Raw genomic sequence first — 19,193 nt, 5'->3', positions numbered from 1 at the left:
ACACTTGGAACCACACTTATTGTTCAACAATTAAGGATGGTGTTGAATGGCTTCGCTCCACATTGATCTCAACGCGGACTTGGGTGAAACCACCGCTGGCAACCCGGTAGCCGATGATGCCGCGATGCTGGAGATGGTCTCCTCCGCCAATGTCGCCACCGGCTTCCACGCCGGTGACCCGCACTCCATTGCCCAGACCCTTAAATCCGCGGCGCGTGCGGGAGTCACGGTCGGAGCACACGTGGGCTATAACGATCCGGCCGGTTTTGGCCGCCGCTTCATCGACTACAACGCGGCGGAGCTCGCGGACGAGGTCACCTACCAAATTGGTGCGCTCGATGCGCTGGCGCGCGCCAATGGCACGCGGGTGTCTTATGTGAAGCCGCACGGCGCGATGTACAACACCATCGTCAAGGACGAGGCACAAGCCAAGGGAGTTATCGCAGGCATCAAGGCCTTCGGTGACCTCCCCGTGATGCTGCTGCCGGGCGGCCTCGCGGTCGATATTGCAGAATCCCAAGGCCTCACCGTCATCCGCGAGGCCTTCGCGGATCGCAACTACAACCCGGATGGCACGCTGGTCTCCCGCAAACAGGACAATGCGGTATTGGGGGATGAGGGGGATGTCGTCAAGCGCGTGCTGGAAGTCGCCCAAACCGGATCTATTACCGCCATCGATGGCACCACGCTCGATGTCGATGCCCAATCCGTGTGCACCCACGGTGACTCACCGGGCTCCGTGAAACTGCTGCGCGGTGTGGTCGAACGCCTCAGCGCGGAAGGAATCGATATTCGGAGCTTTATCTAATGCCGCATATTCACTTCGTTGGCACCCGCGCCCTCCTCATTGATTTGGACGGGCTCGAGCAGGTCATGGCGTGGCACGCGGCGCTGTCCGCTAAACCGCTCAAGAATCAGGTGGATTGCATTGCCGCCGCCACCACGTTGCTCATTACCTTTGAGGCGCCGAATGCCGCGCGCGCGGCCGCGGAGTTCCTGACGGACTTCTCCCCTGCCGCCGCTACCGCGAAGGAGACGCGCACGGTAGACATCGACGTGCTTTACGATGGCGAAGATGTCGACGCCGCCGCCGAGCTCCTCGGCATGTCGCGCGAGGCCTTGATTGACTGGCATACCTCTACCGAGTGGACCGCCGCCTTTGGTGGTTTTGCCCCCGGCTTTACCTACTGCGCGCCTTCTGATCCGGCCCAGGCCAAGGCCGTGCCACGCCGCTCCGATCCGCGCACCGCCGTTCCGGCTGGCGCCGTGGGCATCGCGGGCGAGTTCTCCGCGGTCTACCCGCGCGTTTCCCCAGGTGGCTGGCAGTTGCTCGGCACCACCAATACCCCGATGTGGGATTCACACGCTAACCCACCCGCGCTGGTGCAGCCCGGTGACCGCGTGCGCTACCGCGCAGTGGACGAGCTACCGGACTTGGTGGATCGCAGCGCGGAATCCAAGCGCTCGCCGGCCCGCCTGCCCCGCATGGAGGTCCTCGATACCGGCCTGCTCACGCTTTTTCAAGACCTTGGCCGCCCCGGCGTAGGTGACTTGGGCGTAACACCCTCCGGTGCCGCCGATCACGCCGCCGCGGCAACCGCGAATGTCGCCGTGGGCAATCCGCGGGGTGCGACGGTGCTAGAAAACATCGGCGGCATTAAGCTGCGCGCGCTGACCGATACCGTCATCTGCGTTACCGGCGCCACTGCCCGCGTCCGCCTAGGTGAGATGCCCGTGCACCTCGCCCGCCCGGTGCTCGTAACCGCTGGCCAGACCGTGACGGTCGGTGCCGCAACAGTGGGAATGCGCAACTACGTGGCCATTCGCGGCGGCATCATCGCCGAATCCGAGCTCGGCTCCTCTGCCACCGATGTCCTCTCCGGCCTCGGCCCCGACCCCGTCACCACCGGCGATGTCATCGGCGTGCTGCCCCGCTCCACCGGCATGACGGATGCGCAATTGGTCAACCCCCTGCGCGTATCCGCTGATTCCGCTGGCAAGACGCGCGCGACGCTGCGCTGCGTGCTGGGCCCGCGCGATGACTGGTTTGGCGATAATATCTCCACCTTCCTGGATACCGAATGGATCGTTTCCTCTGATTCCAATCGCGTTGGCCTGCGGCTTTCCGGGGCTAAAGACAGCGCAGGGGCTTCCGATATCACCGTGCAGCGCGTGAAGGATGGCGAGCTGCCCTCCGAGGGAATGGTGGCCGGTTCCATCCAGATCCCGCCGAATGGCAAGCCGGTGGTCTTCCTGCGCGACCACGCCGTCACCGGCGGCTACCCCGTCATCGCCACCGTGCTGGAGGAAGATATCGACATCGCCGCGCAGCTCCCGCCCGGCGCGCGCGTGACCTTCCGCCTCGTGACACCCCAAGCTTTAAATACTGGAGAAGAAAATGCAGATTAAAACCGTCCTCATTGCTAACCGCGGCGAAATCGCCGTGCGCATCGCCCGCGTGGCCCGCGATTTGGGCATTAAGTCCATCGCCATTTATTCCGAGGCCGACGCCGGCGCCCTGCACACCCAGGTTGCCGATGAAGCCTATGCGCTGCCCGGCAATACCGCCGCCGATACCTATATGAATACCCCGGCGCTACTGGATATTGCAGTGCGCGCCGGCGCCGATGCCATCCACCCGGGCTACGGTTTCCTCTCCGAAAACGCCGACTTTGCCCGCACCGTCACCGATGCCGGCATGATCTGGATCGGCCCCTCGCCGGAATCCATCGAGCTTTTGGGCGATAAGATTGCCGCGCGCCGCGTGGCCGAAGAGGTCGGCGCGCCCCTGGCTCCGGGCACCTCCGATCCGATTGATGATTGGCAGGAGGCCCGCGCCTTTGCTGAGGAGCATGGGCTGCCGATTGCCATCAAGGCCGCTTATGGCGGCGGCGGGCGCGGCCTTAAAGTCGTGGACTCCATGGATGAGATCGAAGGCGCGTTCAACTCCGCCGGGCGCGAGGCTATGGAGGCATTCGGCCGCGCCGAGTGCTACGTGGAGAAGTTCCTGACCCACCCACGCCACGTAGAGGCGCAGGTCCTGGCGGATACCCACGGCAACGTCCGCGTGCTGGGCACCCGCGATTGCTCCACCCAGCGCCGCTTCCAAAAGCTCATCGAGGAGGCCCCTGCGCCCGCGCTTTCCGATGCCCAGCGCACCGGCATCATCGAAGGTGCCCGCTCCATCTGCTCCCACGTGGGCTATACCGGCGCCGGCACCGTGGAGTACATCGTCTCCGAGGATGGCACCATCTCCTTTTTGGAGGTCAATACCCGCGTCCAGGTCGAGCACCCTGTGACCGAGGTAGTGACCGGCACCGATATCATCGCCGAGCAATTCCGCATCGCCGCGGGCGAGCCTCTGTCTATCTCTGAGGATCCAGCCTCCACCGGCCACGCCTTCGAGTTCCGCATCAATGCCGAGGACATCCTCAACGGCTTTGCTCCCTGCCCCGGCACCATCGTCTCCTTCGAGCCGCCCACCGGCCCCGGCATCCGCGTCGATTCTGCTGTCCGCTCGGGATCCATTATCCCGCCGTACTATGACTCGCTCATTGCCAAGCTCATCGTCTGGGGCCCCACGCGCGAGGTGGCCCTCGCCCGTTCGCGCCAGGCGCTGCGCGAATTCGACGTCTCCGGCGTGCGCACCGTGCTGCCCTTCCACCGCGACATGATGGACGAGCCAGCACTTATTGGCACCCCGTCTTCCGCCGACACCGATGCGGGTGCCAGCGACATCGGCGTGTTCACCGACTGGCTCGACCACAACTACCGGCCCTCTGCCGCCAACCAGGTAGACAAGGTCGAGGCCATTTACACCAAGCGCCGGACGGTCGCGGTAGAAATCGACGGCAAGCTCGTCAATATCGGTGTGCCCCTAGACTTCCTCGCAGGCGCCGGTGCCAGCGCTGGTGCGGGCGCCGCGGATGGTTCTGGTGCCACTGCCACCGCTCCCTCGACGGCCGGGGCACAGTCCAGCGACGATAACGCGGTCACCTCCCCCTTCGAGGCCAACCTCGTGGCCTGGAATGTATCCGATGGCGATAGCGTCTCCGAGGGCGATTCCATCGCCACGGTCGAGGCCATGAAGATGGAATCTGCCATCAAGGCCCCGCGCGGCGGCACCATCAAGATCCTCGCTGAAGAGGGTGACCGCCTGGATTCCGCGACGGTGATTGCGACCATCGACTAGCGCGTGCTGCGCAAATACTCGCCAAGGTAGGGCAAGAGGAAACGCACGGTTCCGTAGCGGCGGCTAGCGATGAGATCGCGTTCTAAAAGCAGCTTGCGGGCCATGGAAATGGCATTGGGAGTCTTGCCTAGGTGCGCCGCGATGGCACCGGTGGGAATATCAGCCCCGTGTTCGGATTCCAGCTCCGCCATGGCGTTGAGAAAAGCGCGCTGGGCGTCAGGAACATTCTTCAACGCAATCCTGTGCACCTGGTTGCCCATATGCGCTGGAATCTCGCGCGCAATAGAGGACACGTGACGCTCTTCGATGGCATCCGCCCCATCGAGTACCGCACGGGTCCACGCCAAAGCACCGACCAGCTGCAATAGGTACGGATACCCCTGCACCAATGCGGTCGCCTCCTTTAAAGCGCGCTCGCTGAAACCGCGCCCAGCCGCGATGGCGGTGCTGTGGAGGGTTTCGGCTACGGTGGCATCATCAAGCAGCCCCAAATCCAGCCGTTGAGCGCGGCGCAAAAAGGTGGTGCCCTCGTGCTCCAATAGCTCTTCTACCCCAAACGTCAATCCCGCGGCGGCGAAGGCAATATCGTACTCGTCGCGAATGAGATCCTGGATGGCGGTGGCAAGTTGCGCAAGCTCATCCACGCTGGCCGCTTGCACCTCATCGACGGTCAATAGGACGCCCGCATCATGCGCACGCGCGGCCTTCAGGAGGCTGCGCAGCCGCGAAACCAAGCTGGGTTGGGCCTGGTTGTGGGGCAATTGCGTCGTTACAGATCCCACGCCCGCCACAGAAAATCCCGTGATCTTTCGGCCCGGAGTCTCCGTATAGTCCAGCTCCTCTATGGCTTCCGGAATCGTGGAATCGCGCAGCTGCGCCACCATCTGGGCATCCGCATAGGCGCGGATGACAACCCACCCAAGGCGGCGCGCGGATTCTTCGAACTCATTGAGAAGTACCGTTTTGCCCACCCCGCGCGTACCGCTGACCAGCAAGCGCGCTGCATGGCGCCCACGCCACCCAGGAGCCCATAGTTAAACGAGCTGATTTCAAAATCGCGCCCGGCCAGCTGCACCGGCGACGCGCCAAAACTGGGACGAAAAGGATTCTTATCCGGAATCACTATGCCAGACCTTCCTTTTAGAACCTTTAGAACTATGGTCTCAGTTTAGATCCTTTAGAACTTCGCCGCCTCTTTAGAACTTTTAGATCTTTAAGTCATACGGAATGGCCGTTGACGCCTCACCCATTCAGTAAGGTGAGGGTCATGCTTTCCCAGTCCGTCGCCACCGCTTTGCGCCAAGAGATGTCGGCCGGCAATTTTCAGCCCGGCGAGCAGCTCAGTGAGGTAAAGGTGGCCGAGCAATTCGGTTGCTCCCGCAATACCCTCCGCGAGGCCTTTACCACGCTCGCCGCCGAGCGCCTGGTCGAGCGCATCCCCCACCGCGGCGTCTTCATCGCCACCCCGGATGCCGCCTATATCCGCGATTTATTCGCCGCTCGCGCCGCCATCGAACCTGCCGCCGCACGGTGGGGCGCGTTTGCCGATGCCCCCTCGCTTATCTCCCTCGCTTCCTCCGCCTTCGAGTGTGCGAGGCGGAATAAGCACCAGGAGGTCTCATCCATTAATCAGCGCTTCCACCAAGCACTGGTAGCAGGGCTGAATTCCCCCACCTTGGATGAGCAAATGAGCAACCTGCTCGCGCGCATGCGGCTTACCTTCTTATTGGTCATCCCCCGCTACCCGCAGCTGCACGCCGAGCACATTCAAGACAACGTTAATGTGGCCACTCTCATCGCGGACGGGAAACGCGAAGAGGCCACCACGCACCTGCGCGATAGCCTCTTAGAAACCTGCGATACCATCTTGTCCTTCACAGACTAAGTAAGCGGCGGGGTAAATGCCTAAGGGATGAGGTACTCCGCATCGCGGGCATTGGTCACCAGCATCTTGCCCGGAGCATGGGAAATGGCCAGCTCCGGCTTTGATTCCATCACGATGGCCTGCGGAGTAACCCCACACGCCCAAAAGACGGGCAGGCAACCTTCTGGGATGTCCACCGCATCGTCAAAGTCCGGGTGCGCTAGATCCACAATGCCGATGGCCGCCGGATCCCCCACGTGCACCGGCGCCCCGTGCACGGACGGATAGCGGGAGGTAATGCGCACCGCATCGGAAACCTGCGATGCCGGAATCGGGCGCATCGATACCACCATTGGCCCGGAGAATACGCCCGCAGGAGTAGTGGGGATATTCGTCCGGTACATCGGCACATTGCGCTGCTGTTCGATATGCGCGATCTCTATACCCGCATCCACCAACGCCGTTTCAAAGGTAAACGAACAGCCGATGAGGAAGCTGACCATGTCGGGGGTGTAATAGGAGGTGGCATCGGCAAGCGTGGCCGTGTGCTCACCGTTTTCAAAGATGCGATAGGCCGGAATATCGGTGCGAATATCGCCACCAGGCAGCAGATCCGAGGTGTACTGCCCCGCCTCAAGTACACCGACGATGGGGCACGGCTTGGGGTTGCGCTGGGCAAAGAGCAGGAAGTCGAAGGCGTATGCGCTGGGCAGCGAGAGCAGGTTGGCCTGCATGTAGCCCCGCGCGTGCCCGGCGGTGGTGGTCATCTCGTGGGTGCGCGCGAACTCGCGCACCTCTTCTGGCGTGTGCATTATGCCCATATTGCTGTGATTCCTGAGACTGCGCGGAGGCCGATGAAAATGGTAAGCAACCAGGCCAAGCCGCCAAGGATAAGCAGCCACTTTGGATACTTATAACCCTGCAGCAGATCCTTGCGGCGCCAAGCTACCCACATCACCAGCGCGAAGCCGATGGGAAGGATGAGCCCGTTAATCGCACCGGCGAAGATCAAGAGCTTTTGCGGCGCGGAGTTGATTATTACAAAAATGACCGTGCAGACCGCAATGAAGATAACGGTGAAGATATTACGGGTCCGGGCCGGGGTTTCCTGGGTGGTCACGAAGGAAACCGAGGTATAAGCGGCACCGATGACCGAGGACAGTCCTGCGGCAAAGAGCACCATACCGAATGCACGAAGGCCGAATTCACCGGCCGCGTGGTAGAAGGCATCGGCGGCGGTATTATTTTCTTTTAGCGTGACGCCGGTAGCCACCACGCCCAATACCGCTAAGAAGAGCAGCATGCGCATAATACCGGTGACGATGATGCCGCTGACGGAGGTCCGCGTAATATTCTTGACGTTTTCAACGCCGGATAAGCCTGCATCGATCAACCGGTGCGCGCCGGCGAAAGTGATATAGCCACCGACCGTGCCGCCGATGATGGTGGTAATGACGAAGAAATCGATTTCACCCGGCGCGACGGTATTCTTCAGCGCCTCCCCTACCGGCGGCTGGCTGACGATGGCCACATACAGCATGAGCAGGATCATCACCGCGCCCAGGGCTGCCACGAGGCGGTCCAGCGCCATTCCAGCGCGGCGGGAGAGGAAGATGAAAACCGCAATCGCCGCCGCAATGACGCCGCCAATGCGCGCATCGATGCCCAGCATTGCGTTCAGACCCAAGCCTGCGCCGGCGATATTGCCGATATTAAAAATCGCTCCGCCGAAAAAGACGAAGCCTGCGAGCACCCAGCCCAAGCCGGGAAGAACGGTATTGCCCAGGGTGTTTGCGCGCATTCCCGTCACGCAAAGCACGCGCCACACATTGAGCTGGATGGCAATGTCCACGAGGATGGACAGCGCAATGGCGAAGGCAAAAGAAGCGCCCATCTGGACGGTAAAGACCGAAGTCTGGGTCAAAAAGCCCGGGCCGATAGCCGAGGTAGCCATGAGGAACATGGCGCCTGCCATGGCGCCGATGCCCTTGGGCGGGGTCTTCGCATCCGCCTGCGCCCCCGCCTGTGCCGGGGCGGAAGCCTGTTTTTCAGCACTCACTAATTTCACCTTTCGTGACGCCGGTCTCTCTTAAATGTGATTCGCATCATCATAATTGCTCCCCCGGAGGTTGTTCAACAACATTTATGGCAAGGGGTGCTGCGGGGGTGATCTACGCTACTTTTCCTGCCTTTCGCTCCAGGTATTCAACTATCGTCTCCACTACCTTATTCGGGTCATTGACCAGATCTTTTGGCCCGAATCTCAATACCGTAAATTGCTGGTTTTCGATTTCGCGTTGCCGACGCATCTGTTCTTTGACCACCGCTTCCGGCGGTTTTCCATAGGTACCGTCATACTTGGTATCCCCGTCGACCTCGATAATGAGCCATCCATCGATACATAAGTCGGCTCGGTACTTTCCCAATACGCGAAATTGAGGGTACACAGTGGCAGCGGGAATCCTTTCAATAATTAACGCCCGCAAAAGCGACTCGTACGGTGATTCGGATCCTGCGTACGCATGCTCCACCGCCATTTTCATGGGGATAGGCCCCTTCATCCGAGCCATTGCTGCCCGTGTTTCCTTCAGATCTTCTACCGACACCAGGCCCGCGCGCAATGCGGAATCGACCGCAACAAGCCCTTCCGCAAACCCATGTAACCTTGCGATATCCAAGCATGTCCGCGCCGGATTCGTCACCCGAACTCCGGACTTTTCCACCGTTGTCTCCTCTATGCGTGCCATACGGTAGTAATTTCGCGGCCACTGCGTTTTCGGTGGAATACTTCCTGACGGCGAGGCGAGTTCAATGACCTCGTTTCTCCGGGGGATCACCCATATTCCCCACATACGCGCAGCCGACTTAGCCACCAATGACGCTCGGTGCGCACTTAGGCCGGCCGCTAAAGTAAGGGCAACCTGTTGCTTATGCCATGGCCAGCTTTCCCACGTCGTTGTTTTCACTGCAATCCATGGAGCGACTCGCTTTAATTCTCCCGTGTACAACGCGGGATAGTAAGGACTAGTTGAACCTGCGTAACGAAGATTAATTAACTCATGATTTAGCATGCCCTTTATCTTCGCGGCTCTGTGGAGAAACTGCCGAGCGTGATGCTCCAAATGGTCATATTCTGAGCTCCCTGCTGGAAACCTGCACCGAATGGGTGCCAATCCCACGGAACGGGCGACTAACACCTTTTGCGAAGGCCAGGCAGTCGGTCGCTTTGGTCAGGGTTGGAAGGCCAGCCTCCTATGTTCAACCTCCACTGCAATAACTGAGCAAAATGGTGCCTCAAATATCGCAAATTTTCTTCAAATGTTGCATAGGACCCTGCACTTCTTAGGAGCAACCTGAAGAGGCCTTTAAGCAGCCGGTTGCGGAACATCCTGAGGAGGCTTTTGCACAGCTCTTTTGCGACCCTGTTGCGGGTTGGAACGCAATGAGGCCTAGAACTATCGCGAACCTTCACGAATCGAGCCCACATCAGGCGCGTGCAGCTCACAGCTGGAATGGGGCGTGATTTACTAGAACCAATGGAACCCCTCGAGCTCTCAGCACTTACCGGCACGCAATCGCGCACCTATGGCACCCGCAAAATCACCAAGGACATGGTGTCTGCGCCGGTTCATGTGGCGATCGCCCTGTGGGATGAGCGCTGGGATTCAGCGGAGGATGGAACCATCGAGGGGTGGGTCATTGCGGTCAATACCGCCCAGGCACGCTTCGTGCGCAAAGGCCAGATCAAAAAAGGCGATATCGTTAAAGTTGCGGTACGCGAGCTGCAACGCGCCCTGCACGGAATCGATGGGCGCACCTGGATTGTCACCGGGCGCAGGCAAAATGCGCTCCGAGCGGCGCTCGAGAAGCGCGGCTATACGGTGACGGGGAGCTTTGCGGGGGAGAATCGGGCATCGGCAAGCGCGAGCTCCGCACGCCGCAAACAAGCTGGCCTGACCGCGCGGAAGGCGCGCAAGCTGGGCGAGGCCCCGAAAAAGAAAGAAGCCAACCACGTCGAAACGCCAGAGGCGAAATGGTGGCCCAACTTCTCGCACACGACGTCGTGGCCGGCGGGCGCGGTAGCGCGCATCGCTACCGACGCCTCCTCCGATACCGTATTCAAGGGCTCGATGTGTTTCGTGGCGGGAAACGGTGACTACCGCCTGCGCACCCGCGAGACGAAAGCCAGCACGGACGAACTGGAACTAGAAGCGCTCACGCTCGCGTTAAAGTACCTGCTCAAGGTAGGTGCGACAAAGGCTGTCATCGAATCCGATTCTGTTGCGGCATTGGATGCGGTCAACCACATTGTGAACAAGAAAGGCTCGAAGGCGGCGCGGTCCGGACGCAGGTGGCGCGGGGTATCCTCTGGCGCGCGTTCCCGTTTCCAACAGGCCTGGGGCGACCTCGAAGGCACCTGCGAAGTGGATATCCGCAGGGTGCTCGGTCATGCCGGTGATCCGCTCAATCGCGCCGCCGATCAGATTGCGTATATGGGGCTGCGCGCCATTGCCCACCCCATGAAGCAATCGCGGCCTACCTTGCAAAGCGGGATCAGCAAGGCGCTCAAGGCGGTAAAGCCCCGGTAACGGTTTCCGCCGCAGCACGCTTAGTGTAATCGGCGCGCGCCCTCTCCGGGGCGGGCCACCACGAAGGTCGGAGCGGGAAAGCCTTGCTGTGCCGCTGCTTCTTCAATGGCCTGCGCGGTCGCGTCTACGTCGTCCTTCGCTATTAGGGCGATAACTGCGCCGCCAAAGCCACCGCCAGTCATGCGCGCACCGAACTCACCTGCCGCGTTAAAAGCAGAATCGAGTTCGGGCGTTGTGACCTCGTAAAGATCCCGCAGCGAGACATGGCTATCGCGCATCAGCTGGCGAAATGTATCCATATCGGATGCGCACAAGACGGAAGCAGCACTCAAAGTGCGCTCGGTTTCTTCCACCACATGGCGCACGCGCCTTTGGTACAGCTCGGCCGAGTCCGAGGACTTTTCGGCAACAGTTGCGGCAAAATCCACAGCATCCGGAATATCGCGGATGGTGCACCCAGCTGCGGATTGCACATCATCGATAATCCCGCGGCGGGAGGCATACTGGCCATCGGAAAGCGTGTGAGGTGCGTTGGTATCCGCAATGAGCAGCACCAAGTCTTGGGAGGCGATATCGAAGGGGATGCGTTCGACGGCACCGGTAGCAAAATCGAGGAATAAGGCCTTTCCGCGCTGCCCAAAGAGGCTGGCATTTTGATCCAGTCCCCCGGTGGAGGCACCCACCACTTCATTTTCTGCACGAATACAGGCTTCAACCAACCCAGCGCGCGCAGCATCATCGGGTAAATGCCCATGGTCAAGTTCATAAGCCGCTACGGCAATAGAGCACTCCAACGCTGCAGAACTGGATAAACCAGAGCCAACGGGAACGTCCGATACAATCGCGATATCGAGTCCATCGCATTGCAATAGATCGGCTTCCACCGCCGCCCAAATTGTGCCAGCGACGTATCCTGACCAGTCAGCGGGATGCCTCGGCCACACGCTAGAAAGCGGGACACAGGCCTGAGCTACGGAACCATCGAATTCCGATGCAATGCGAATTGCGCCATCTGTACGCGGGCGCACGGCCACGGCCGTATTTTGTTCCAAGGCAAAAGGAATGGATGCGCCACCGGCATAGTCAATATGCTCGCCGATGAGGTTTACCCGCCCTGGAGCCGCCCACACCCCCACCGGCTCAGGGGCAGCAGCACCTGCCTCATCTTCAGCGAAAGTCTCCACGAAAAGCCGATGGGCAGCGGTTGCGAGTTCCTCGTCCGTGCGCGTAGTAAACCAATTAGGCATCCCAGACCTCCTTAAAGCGTGCAGCGATGCGTTCTGGGGTGGTGTCATTAATCCACACTCCCTGCGCGGATTCAGACCCGGCAAGATACTTCATGCGATTTGGCGAGCGCATGAGCGAAAATAGCTGCAAATGCATGCGGACGCCTGGGCGAAGCTCCGGATCCACTGGGGCTTGTGTCCAGCCGGCAATATATGGTGTCTTTTCCACGCCCTCAAAAAAGCGATCGACCGCGGAATAAAGCTTTTTCAGCACTCCAGCAAGGTCGGCGCGTTGTGCTTCATTGAGCGCCGAAAAGTCTGGGACATCGTCATTAGGCAGAACCATAGCCTCAAGCGGCCATTTAGCTGCCGCAGGAACGAAGACCGTGAAATATTGAGTCTCCGCAATGATGCGATCGCCTGCTTCCCGTTCCCTATCGAGAAGATCCTGAAAAAGATCGCCGTCATAGGCGCGAACCGAATCCACAATCGAGCGCAACCGCGGGGAAAGGAACGGGTAAGAATAAATCTGGCCATGCGGGTGCTGGAGGGTAACCCCAATTTCTTCCCCGCGATTTTCAAAGGGGAATACTTGCTGCACTCCGTCGATGGCGGATAATGCGGCGGTGCGGTGTGCCCAGGCCTCGATCACGGTGCGAATACGGGATTCAGGCAAATCGCGGAATGAAAGGGTTGGGTCCTCGGTAAAGCACACCACCTCGCAACGGGCATGGGCTGGCAGGCGCGGGACCATGCCGAGGAGCTCATCTTTATCCGGTTCCTCAATCGTGGCGGCCATGGAGAACGAGGGAAAGCGGTTTTCAAAAACCACCACGTCATAGCTGGGGCTGGGAATCTCAGTAGGCAGTTGGTCTGGCCGCGTCGGGGCTAGAGGGTTCTCATTTGCCGGCGGCATGAAGGTCCTGTTCATGCGGTGTGCGGCAAAAGCAACCCAATCTCCCGTCAATGGATCGCGCCGCATTTCGGAAGCGGGAGCAACGGTGGGAATATCGCGGGCATCATCAAGCACGCGGTCGGAATGCGGCTGATCGTCGAAGTAGATGATCTCGCGGCCATCGGCAAGCTGAGCGTGAGTGATATCAACCATTAGTCTTCTCCTGGGATCCTGATTGGTTTCAGGCGCGCCCACAGAACAAAAATCGCTGCTACCGCGAGCATTGCCAGGCCTGCCCACAGGTTATTCGCCGCCTCTTTTGGCATTGCGGTATCCGGGTTGACGCCAGGGTCAAGGAAGAAATAACAAGCAATGAGAATAATTCCGTACAGGCCTAATAAGGCGCCAATCACATTGCGCAAGTCAAACGCGCCTGCGTGTTTTTTATCAGACATGAGCTACTCCTTAGGCAAAGATGATGTTGAGGCCGACGGCAATGACGAGGCAAATAATGCCCAGTGGGACAGTTTGCTGGTACCACGGCAGGGACTTTTCGGTGTAGTCCTCGAAGTGACCCTTTGGGGTAACGGAGGAGACGAAGCCCACAAGCTCGCTGTCAGGTTTGGGCTGGGTGCACATGCTGACGATGATGGACACAAGGATATCCACAACGAAGGCGACACCAGCAGCAACGAACGCAGTTCCCTGCCCCGGAAGATTAATGGCGTCAGTGAAGGTAGCTACGTACCAGAACGCAATCGCCGAAGCCGTACCGGCAACCAAGCCCGACCAACCGGCGTGCGGAGTCATCCGCTTCCAGAACATGCCCAAGATGAACGTGGCGAAGAGCGGCGCATTAAAGAATCCAAAGAGCGTTTGCAGGTAATCCATGATATTGCCAAAGTTTTTCGCCAACAACGCGGTGAAAATCGCAATCGCCGTCGCCGCTACCGTAGCCCATCGCCCGAACTTGAGGTAATAATCGTCCTCACGATCCTTAACCACATACGTTTGCCAGATGTCATAGGACATAACTGTGTTAAAGGCAGAGATATTGGCGGCCATACCAGCCATAAAGGATGCCAACAAGCCCGCAATGGCCACGCCCAAAAGGCCATTAGGCAGCAAATCACGCATCAGCAACAAGATGGCATCATTCGGTTCAGCCCGTTGTTCCATCAGGTCCGCAACCGATACCGAAGCCACCATGCCCGGAATTACCACCAAGAATGGGATAAACATCTTTGGGAAGGCACCGATAATCGGAGTCTTGCGAGCAGCGGAAATGGAATCTGAGGCCATTGCTCGCTGCACCTCGACGAAGTTCGTGGTCCAGTAGCCGAAAGACAGCACAAAGCCCAAACCCAAGACGATTCCGATGACCGACCACACGGGGTTTTCGAAACCGGAAATTTCCGTGCCCGGCCACGTGTGAAAGTGCGATTCATCAGCAACGGCATCTTTCAAGCCGCTCCATCCGCCGACTCGGTTGAGGCCGATAATCGTCAAAGGTGCGAGTGCCGCCACGATGACAAAGAACTGCAATACCTCGTTATAAATGGCTGCGGAAAGGCCACCCAATGTGATGTAGGACAGCACGATAATCCCGGCTACCAGCAGAGATACCCACATCTGCCATCCCAGCAAGGCTTCTACGATGGTGGCTAGAAGGTAGAGGTTCACGCCGGCAATGAGCAGCTGAGCGATGGCAAAGGAAATCGCATTCACCAAGTGTGCTGCGTTGCCAAACCGCTTGCGCATGAACTCTGGGACCGAACGCACCTTGGAGCCGTAATAAAACGGCATCATCACGATGCCAAGAAATACCATGGCGGGAACGGCGCCGATCCAGAAGTAGTGCATGGTCTGGAAGCCATATTCGACACCGTTGGCGGACATACCGATAATCTCCACCGCACCCAAGTTGGCAGAGACGAAGGCCAACCCGGTTACCCAGGCCGGAAGTCCCCTACCCGATAAAAAGAAGTCAATGGAGTTTGAGACCCGGGCCTTTGCCGCCCAGCCGATGCCCAAAACGAATAGGAAGTAAATGGCTACCAAGAGGTAGTCCACCCATGAGGCATCCAGCCTCAATACGGATTCGGCTGTTTCCATCGCTGACCTTTCTCGATTTTATTTTTCTACGGCAGACAAATGCAGGCTAAAAACGTGCGGTTTTCCCTGTTTAAGTCGCACAAGATCTATCCCACTGCGCAAGGCATTAGGTGGCGCACTCATAGGTTCAACGGCCAAGGCCTTGCCCGATGGTGCTACATCGCGGGGAAAATTCTCCGGTGTATACAGTTGCACCCACTCCACACCGCTATCCATTTCCAAGCGGACCCCGCGGCCATCGGCGGTATAGTCCGCTACAAGCGGGCCGTGTCCGTGAAAACAGTCATCCCAGTTCACACGGTCCAGCGGTGTGTCCACCAACTTCGCCGGGCGCACCTCACCGGTGGGCAGGTTTCTTTCATCCAAAAGGTGGTGCTCATCCACATTCAGTTTGAGCACGCACTCGTGGGTGGGCGCACCCTGCGCAGACAGGTAGAGGTGAAGCCCATAAGCAAATGGGATGTCCTCGGCGTGCTCGGTCACGGCCTTCAGATGAGAATGCAAGCCGCTGTCATCCACGGCGTAGGTGGCCACTAGCTCTACAGTCCAAGGCCAGCCATTGTGGGGCCCAATGCTAAAAGTTAGCGTGCCCTCGTCTTTATGCTGTTCAACTAGCTTCCACCAGTTCACTGCAAGCCCATGAATAGCGTTATTGCGCTCTGGTTCTGTAATGCCCAGCTGGTAGTGCTCACCCTGCCAGGTGAATTGACCGTCTTCGGTGCGGTTAGGCCACGGCGCCATTACCACCCCGGCCATCATCGGGGACTTGTCCTTATAGGTTTCTAACAGCGGCCGTCCCTGAAAGGTCAGGGACTTCACGCCGCCGCCCCATAGGGCAATTTCGGCTAAGTAATCGCCATGAGAGATGCTGACGCACTCAATGTCGGCGCGCTCTTCATTCGATGTATAACCGGTCATATTAACGACCTTTCTGGCTATAACGTGTGATTGAAATCAGCTTAAGATCTCGCGCAAAATCAAGTCAATCGTTTGCACAACCATCTCCTTAAAAGGAGCATTTGGCCAGCTCGGACACTGCAAGATTGACCCATTTCAGGGCTACTGCGGTGTACATACCCACACCATTGCGTACCCACATGCCTGAGATTGATTTTTACCTCTCCCCCAGAATGCGAGGAATACTGGCCCCAGCAGTCCAAGTCAGACCAGATCACCCCCTGCACAATCGCTATCCACTACCTACGCAGTCTCCGCCACAGGATGCGCGCCGCGGAATGCGGGGTCGCCACAACCTCGCGCAGGTAATTGCTCGGCATCGAGAGCCACGGCGTGCGCGCGGGGTGAACGGTTATCGCAATGCCCAAATGCCAGGCCCACAATGTGGTGCGCAGCGCATGGAAATCGTTGGTAACCACCTGCAACACGTCATCTGGTGCGAGGCCGTGCGCGTTTTCTAGGTTCTCATTTGTACTGGTAGCGGCCGGTTCCACAAGTACATCCGCAGGATCCACACCCCGCTGGAACAAGTACTCAGCCATCGCGCCCGCTTCCCCTCGGCCAGAGACGATGACCGTCTGCCCAGAATAGAGCTCGAGTGCCTTATCCAAGCGAGACCGCAGCATGGCGCCCGGATGGCCGTGGGTGACACGGGAGCCCAATACAAGGAGCGGATCGCGCTGGGAATTATCCATGATTATTAGCTTAGACCGGCGGGAACCCTTGACACTGATAAGAGCCAAACCGTAGAGTTAAAATAATCGTGCAAACGATTGCACACTTAGTCGTTTATTCCCCATCTATGAGGAGCTCGGCATGGCTACAACCACGCTGAAAGACGTCGCCGCGGCTGCTGGGGTGTCCATTTCCACCGCCTCACGCTCGTTGGCGGGAAATACCTCCATTTCAAAGGCCACGCGGACCCGGGTTCAAGACGTCGCTGAAAAGCTTAATTACAGGCCCAATGCCCAGGCGAGGGCTCTGCGCAGCGCGCGCTCACACGCCATCGGGCTCATCATTCCCAATCTAGATAACCCCTACTTCGCTGCCATGGCAGCGGCGGTGGAAAAAGAAGCAAACACCCAAGGTATCGCCACCATCATTACCAGTTGCGGGGAAGATCCGGAACGCCTAGTGACAGCATTGGAAGCATTGGGACAACGACGAGTCGACGGCATCATCGCCGTACCGCTCGCTGGAACAAAGGATGCCCTGGCGCAATCGCAGGAACAACGCCCCCTCGTTCTCATTGACCGCGAACTCTACTCGCTGCCATCCGTGGTTTCAGACCCCTCCCCTGGAATCAACGACGCCGTGGCCCAACTCAAGGACAAGGGCCATACCAAGATTGGTTATCTCTCGGGGCCGCAAGAAACTTCTACTGGCCGCCAGCGCCTCGAGGTGTTTAAGCAGGCCGCTCAGGGAATGGATATACACATCCATCAAGGCAACTTTCGACACAGGGAAGGCTACAAGGGCGCCATCGAACTGCTGCAAGCAGAAGTCACCGCAATTGTTGCCGGGGATTTCATGATGACTGCCGGCGCATTAGAGGCCTGCCATAACGCCGGTAAAGCCATCGGCCAAGAAGTAGCGCTCGTTGGTTTCGATGATTTTATCTATCTGCGGTTTCAAGCAGCCCCAATTTCCGTGGTGGACCAAGATGTCGCCTGCATGGGCCGAACCGCCGCTGCTGAACTCATCGCATCCATCGAAGACAAACGACAACCCCAAGGAAAAATCCTTCCCACCCGCTATATTCCGCGGATGTCCACAGCCCACGAGGTGCAGGGAGAAAACACATGAGCGATACCGTCCTCAAACTCGACAACGTTACTAAGTCCTTCGGACCAGTCGAGGTCATCAAAGGCGTAGATTTAGACGTACGCTATGGGCAGATTCAAGCCCTCCTCGGTGAAAATGGTGCCGGGAAATCCACACTCATCAAGATGATCGCAGGCGTACACGAGCCGGATTCAGGACGAATCCTCATTGATGGATCCGAGGTAAAAATCCCCGATACTAAAGCCTCCGAAGCGCTTGGCATCGCCACAATCCATCAAGAGCTCAACCTCGTTCCCACGATGTCTGTGGCAGAAAACATCATGCTCGGGCGGACGCCGAATAAGTTTGGCCTAGTCAACAGAAAACACCTTAAAGCACAGGCTAAAGCAGCATTGGACCTCATCGGCTTGGACGTTGATTTAAATCAACCGGTAAGCGAGCTGGGCATCGCCAAGCAGCAATTGGTAGAAATTGCCAAAGCCCTATCGATGAATGCGCGCATCCTCATTCTTGATGAGCCAACCGCGGCATTGACGGGCAAGGAGGTCGATGCCCTTTTCACGGTATTAGAGGACCTGAAAGCCAAGGGCGTCGCGATGGTTTTTATCAGCCATCACCTCGATGAACTGGCGCGAATCGCAGAAACCATCAGTGTGCTGCGAGACGGCGCCTTCATCGCTGAAGTCCCCGCTGATACCGATAAGGACGAGCTGGTGCGGCTTATGGTTGGCCGTGAGATTGAAAACCAGTATCCGCGCGAAGCTTCGGCTCAGTTTGGTAAGGCACTGCTTGAAGTTAAAGACCTGTCCTCCGAAGGCGCATTTCACGATGTCTCGTTTGAAGTGCGCGCCGGCGAGGTGGTCGGGCTGGCCGGCCTTGTGGGAGCGGGCCGTACCGAGATTATCCGCGCTATCGCCGGTGCGGATTCGTATGATTCGGGCGCGATACATGTCGAAGGAAACGCTCTACCCAACGGCGATATCAGTTCCTCCATCGCCGCGGGGGTAGGCCATATTCCGGAAAACCGTAAATCACAGGCCTTGATTCTCGATGCCTCAGTATCCGACAACCTTGGCCTTGCCACCTTGTATCCCACGGCGAAGGCAGGGCTCGCAGACCGCAAGGGGCAACACCGACGTGCCGGTGAGGTTGCCGAAACCCTTCGGATCCGTATGGCCGGGTTGGACCAACCTATCCGCGATCTCTCGGGTGGTAACCAGCAAAAGGCTGTGTTCGGTCGGTGGGTACTGGCCGGCTCCAAAGTCTTATTGCTTGATGAACCAACGCGCGGCGTCGATGTTGGCGCAAAGGTAGAAATCTACAACATCATCAACGAAGTAACTGCAGAAGGCGGAGCAGTACTCATGGCTTCCTCGGATCTACCTGAGATTCTCGGCATGTCTGACCGCATCCTCGTAATGTCCGGGGGCCAACTGGTAGGACAACTGCCCAAGGATTCCACTCAAGATGAAGTCATGGCCTTGGCGGTTTCTAACGTAGCTGCGGCTACGGACGTCTCCGAGGTCAATACCGAATCCGCCACATCACCCTCCGCCTCTACAAAATAAGG

The 19,193-nt window shown here is 58.6% G+C and carries 17 protein-coding genes; 7 read left to right on the top strand and 10 right to left on the bottom strand.

The window, feature by feature from the left end; all coding sequences use genetic code 11:
• Positions 1-46 precede the first annotated feature (46 nt).
• From EL217_RS02895 to EL217_RS02885, 3 genes are read left to right on the top strand one after another with little or no spacing between them, the layout of a single operon-like run.
• Positions 47-808: a LamB/YcsF family protein gene (locus tag EL217_RS02895; protein WP_005281702.1), complete on the top strand. Its 762-nt coding sequence runs from the start codon at positions 47-49 to the stop codon at positions 806-808.
• Positions 808-2,409: a 5-oxoprolinase/urea amidolyase family protein gene (locus EL217_RS02890; RefSeq protein ID WP_126318472.1), complete on the top strand. Its 1,602-nt coding sequence runs from the start codon at positions 808-810 to the stop codon at positions 2,407-2,409. Before EL217_RS02895 ends, EL217_RS02890 begins: the two co-directional genes overlap by 1 nt.
• Positions 2,399-4,192: an acetyl/propionyl/methylcrotonyl-CoA carboxylase subunit alpha gene (locus EL217_RS02885; RefSeq protein WP_126318470.1), complete on the top strand. Its 1,794-nt coding sequence runs from the start codon at positions 2,399-2,401 to the stop codon at positions 4,190-4,192. Before EL217_RS02890 ends, EL217_RS02885 begins: the two co-directional genes overlap by 11 nt.
• Here the strand turns inward: EL217_RS02885 and EL217_RS02880 are convergent.
• A complete protein-coding gene (locus EL217_RS02880; RefSeq protein WP_232018381.1) occupies positions 4,189-5,187 on the bottom strand; it encodes an ATP-binding protein in 999 nt (332 codons plus the stop codon). The two genes, EL217_RS02885 and EL217_RS02880, sit on opposite strands and share 4 nt — an antisense overlap.
• A 272-nt stretch (positions 5,188-5,459) precedes the next feature.
• Here EL217_RS02880 and EL217_RS02875 point away from each other — a divergent pair, with 272 nt between their 5' ends.
• Complete coding sequence (locus tag EL217_RS02875; protein WP_126318468.1) at positions 5,460-6,077, top strand: GntR family transcriptional regulator; 618 nt, start codon at positions 5,460-5,462, stop codon at positions 6,075-6,077.
• A 20-nt stretch (positions 6,078-6,097) separates the two neighbouring features.
• Here the strand turns inward: EL217_RS02875 and EL217_RS02870 are convergent, their stop codons facing one another.
• The 3 genes from EL217_RS02870 to EL217_RS02860 form a co-directional block, all read right to left on the bottom strand.
• The gene (locus EL217_RS02870; RefSeq protein WP_126318466.1) at positions 6,098-6,877 is read right to left on the bottom strand and encodes a putative hydro-lyase; all 780 of its coding nucleotides are present in this window, start codon (positions 6,875-6,877) and stop codon (positions 6,098-6,100) included.
• A complete protein-coding gene (locus EL217_RS02865) occupies positions 6,868-8,031 on the bottom strand; it encodes an NRAMP family divalent metal transporter (protein WP_005277435.1) in 1,164 nt (387 codons plus the stop codon). Before EL217_RS02865 ends, EL217_RS02870 begins: the two co-directional genes overlap by 10 nt.
• Before the next feature lie 196 nt (positions 8,032-8,227).
• Entirely contained in the window at positions 8,228-8,803 is a 576-nt protein-coding gene (locus tag EL217_RS02860) for a DUF559 domain-containing protein (protein ID WP_126318464.1), read from the bottom strand.
• 789 nt (positions 8,804-9,592) lie between these two features.
• Between EL217_RS02860 and EL217_RS02855 the strand changes: the two genes are divergently transcribed.
• Complete coding sequence (locus EL217_RS02855; RefSeq protein ID WP_126318462.1) at positions 9,593-10,645, top strand: ribonuclease HI; 1,053 nt, start codon at positions 9,593-9,595, stop codon at positions 10,643-10,645.
• A 20-nt stretch (positions 10,646-10,665) separates the two neighbouring features.
• Here the strand turns inward: EL217_RS02855 and galK are convergent, their stop codons facing one another.
• The 6 genes from galK to EL217_RS02825 all read right to left on the bottom strand — a co-directional run bounded on the left by galK (position 10,666) and on the right by EL217_RS02825 (position 16,533).
• Positions 10,666-11,892 (bottom strand): galactokinase, encoded by a 1,227-nt coding sequence (galK, locus tag EL217_RS02850; RefSeq protein WP_126318460.1) that lies wholly within the window; start codon positions 11,890-11,892, stop codon positions 10,666-10,668.
• Entirely contained in the window at positions 11,885-12,979 is a 1,095-nt protein-coding gene (gene galT / locus EL217_RS02845) for a galactose-1-phosphate uridylyltransferase (protein ID WP_126318458.1), read from the bottom strand. Before galT ends, galK begins: the two co-directional genes overlap by 8 nt.
• Positions 12,979-13,221, bottom strand: a complete 243-nt coding sequence (locus EL217_RS02840) for a cell wall anchor protein (RefSeq protein WP_126318456.1) — start codon at positions 13,219-13,221, stop codon at positions 12,979-12,981. The genes galT and EL217_RS02840 overlap by 1 nt, the downstream gene beginning before the upstream one ends.
• A gap of 10 nt (positions 13,222-13,231) precedes the next feature.
• Entirely contained in the window at positions 13,232-14,881 is a 1,650-nt protein-coding gene (locus EL217_RS02835) for a sodium:solute symporter family protein (RefSeq protein WP_005281657.1), read from the bottom strand.
• Positions 14,882-14,899: 18 nt separating this feature from the next.
• Positions 14,900-15,799, bottom strand: a complete 900-nt coding sequence (locus EL217_RS02830) for an aldose 1-epimerase family protein (protein WP_126318454.1) — start codon at positions 15,797-15,799, stop codon at positions 14,900-14,902.
• 278 nt (positions 15,800-16,077) lie between these two features.
• Positions 16,078-16,533, bottom strand: coding sequence for a YdcF family protein (locus tag EL217_RS02825; RefSeq protein WP_126318452.1), 456 nt, complete (start codon positions 16,531-16,533; stop codon positions 16,078-16,080).
• 121 nt (positions 16,534-16,654) lie between these two features.
• Here EL217_RS02825 and EL217_RS02820 point away from each other — a divergent pair, with 121 nt between their 5' ends.
• A complete protein-coding gene (locus tag EL217_RS02820; RefSeq protein WP_126318450.1) occupies positions 16,655-17,644 on the top strand; it encodes a LacI family DNA-binding transcriptional regulator in 990 nt (329 codons plus the stop codon).
• On the top strand, positions 17,641-19,191 hold the full coding sequence (locus tag EL217_RS02815; protein ID WP_126318448.1) for a sugar ABC transporter ATP-binding protein: 1,551 nt from the start codon (positions 17,641-17,643) through the stop codon (positions 19,189-19,191). Before EL217_RS02820 ends, EL217_RS02815 begins: the two co-directional genes overlap by 4 nt.
• The last annotated feature ends 2 nt before the right edge of the window (positions 19,192-19,193 follow it).

This window comes from Corynebacterium segmentosum (assembly GCF_900637825.1).
Classification (GTDB): Bacteria; Actinomycetota; Actinomycetes; order Mycobacteriales; family Mycobacteriaceae; genus Corynebacterium; species Corynebacterium accolens.
The sequence above is the reverse complement of the archived record's forward strand: the minus strand, read 5'-3'. Positions and strand labels throughout refer to the sequence as shown.

Excerpts from the sequence above, each read along its gene's own strand:
- EL217_RS02860 (WP_126318464.1), bottom strand. The coding sequence starts at position 8,803 with ATGGCACGCATAGAGGAGACAACGGTGGAAAAGTCCGGAGTTCGGGTG.
- EL217_RS02885 (WP_126318470.1), top strand. The coding sequence starts at position 2,399 with ATGCAGATTAAAACCGTCCTCATTGCTAACCGCGGCGAAATCGCCGTG.
- EL217_RS02890 (WP_126318472.1), top strand. The coding sequence starts at position 808 with ATGCCGCATATTCACTTCGTTGGCACCCGCGCCCTCCTCATTGATTTG.
- EL217_RS02820 (WP_126318450.1), top strand. The coding sequence starts at position 16,655 with ATGGCTACAACCACGCTGAAAGACGTCGCCGCGGCTGCTGGGGTGTCC.
- galT (WP_126318458.1), bottom strand. The coding sequence starts at position 12,979 with ATGGTTGATATCACTCACGCTCAGCTTGCCGATGGCCGCGAGATCATC.
- EL217_RS02825 (WP_126318452.1), bottom strand. The coding sequence starts at position 16,533 with ATGGATAATTCCCAGCGCGATCCGCTCCTTGTATTGGGCTCCCGTGTC.
- EL217_RS02865 (WP_005277435.1), bottom strand. The coding sequence starts at position 8,031 with ATGGCAGGCGCCATGTTCCTCATGGCTACCTCGGCTATCGGCCCGGGC.
- EL217_RS02815 (WP_126318448.1), top strand. The coding sequence starts at position 17,641 with ATGAGCGATACCGTCCTCAAACTCGACAACGTTACTAAGTCCTTCGGA.
- EL217_RS02875 (WP_126318468.1), top strand. The coding sequence starts at position 5,460 with ATGCTTTCCCAGTCCGTCGCCACCGCTTTGCGCCAAGAGATGTCGGCC.
- EL217_RS02840 (WP_126318456.1), bottom strand. The coding sequence starts at position 13,221 with ATGTCTGATAAAAAACACGCAGGCGCGTTTGACTTGCGCAATGTGATT.
- EL217_RS02870 (WP_126318466.1), bottom strand. The coding sequence starts at position 6,877 with ATGGGCATAATGCACACGCCAGAAGAGGTGCGCGAGTTCGCGCGCACC.
- EL217_RS02895 (WP_005281702.1), top strand. The coding sequence starts at position 47 with ATGGCTTCGCTCCACATTGATCTCAACGCGGACTTGGGTGAAACCACC.
- EL217_RS02855 (WP_126318462.1), top strand. The coding sequence starts at position 9,593 with ATGGAACCCCTCGAGCTCTCAGCACTTACCGGCACGCAATCGCGCACC.
- EL217_RS02835 (WP_005281657.1), bottom strand. The coding sequence starts at position 14,881 with ATGGAAACAGCCGAATCCGTATTGAGGCTGGATGCCTCATGGGTGGAC.
- EL217_RS02830 (WP_126318454.1), bottom strand. The coding sequence starts at position 15,799 with ATGACCGGTTATACATCGAATGAAGAGCGCGCCGACATTGAGTGCGTC.
- galK (WP_126318460.1), bottom strand. The coding sequence starts at position 11,892 with ATGCCTAATTGGTTTACTACGCGCACGGACGAGGAACTCGCAACCGCT.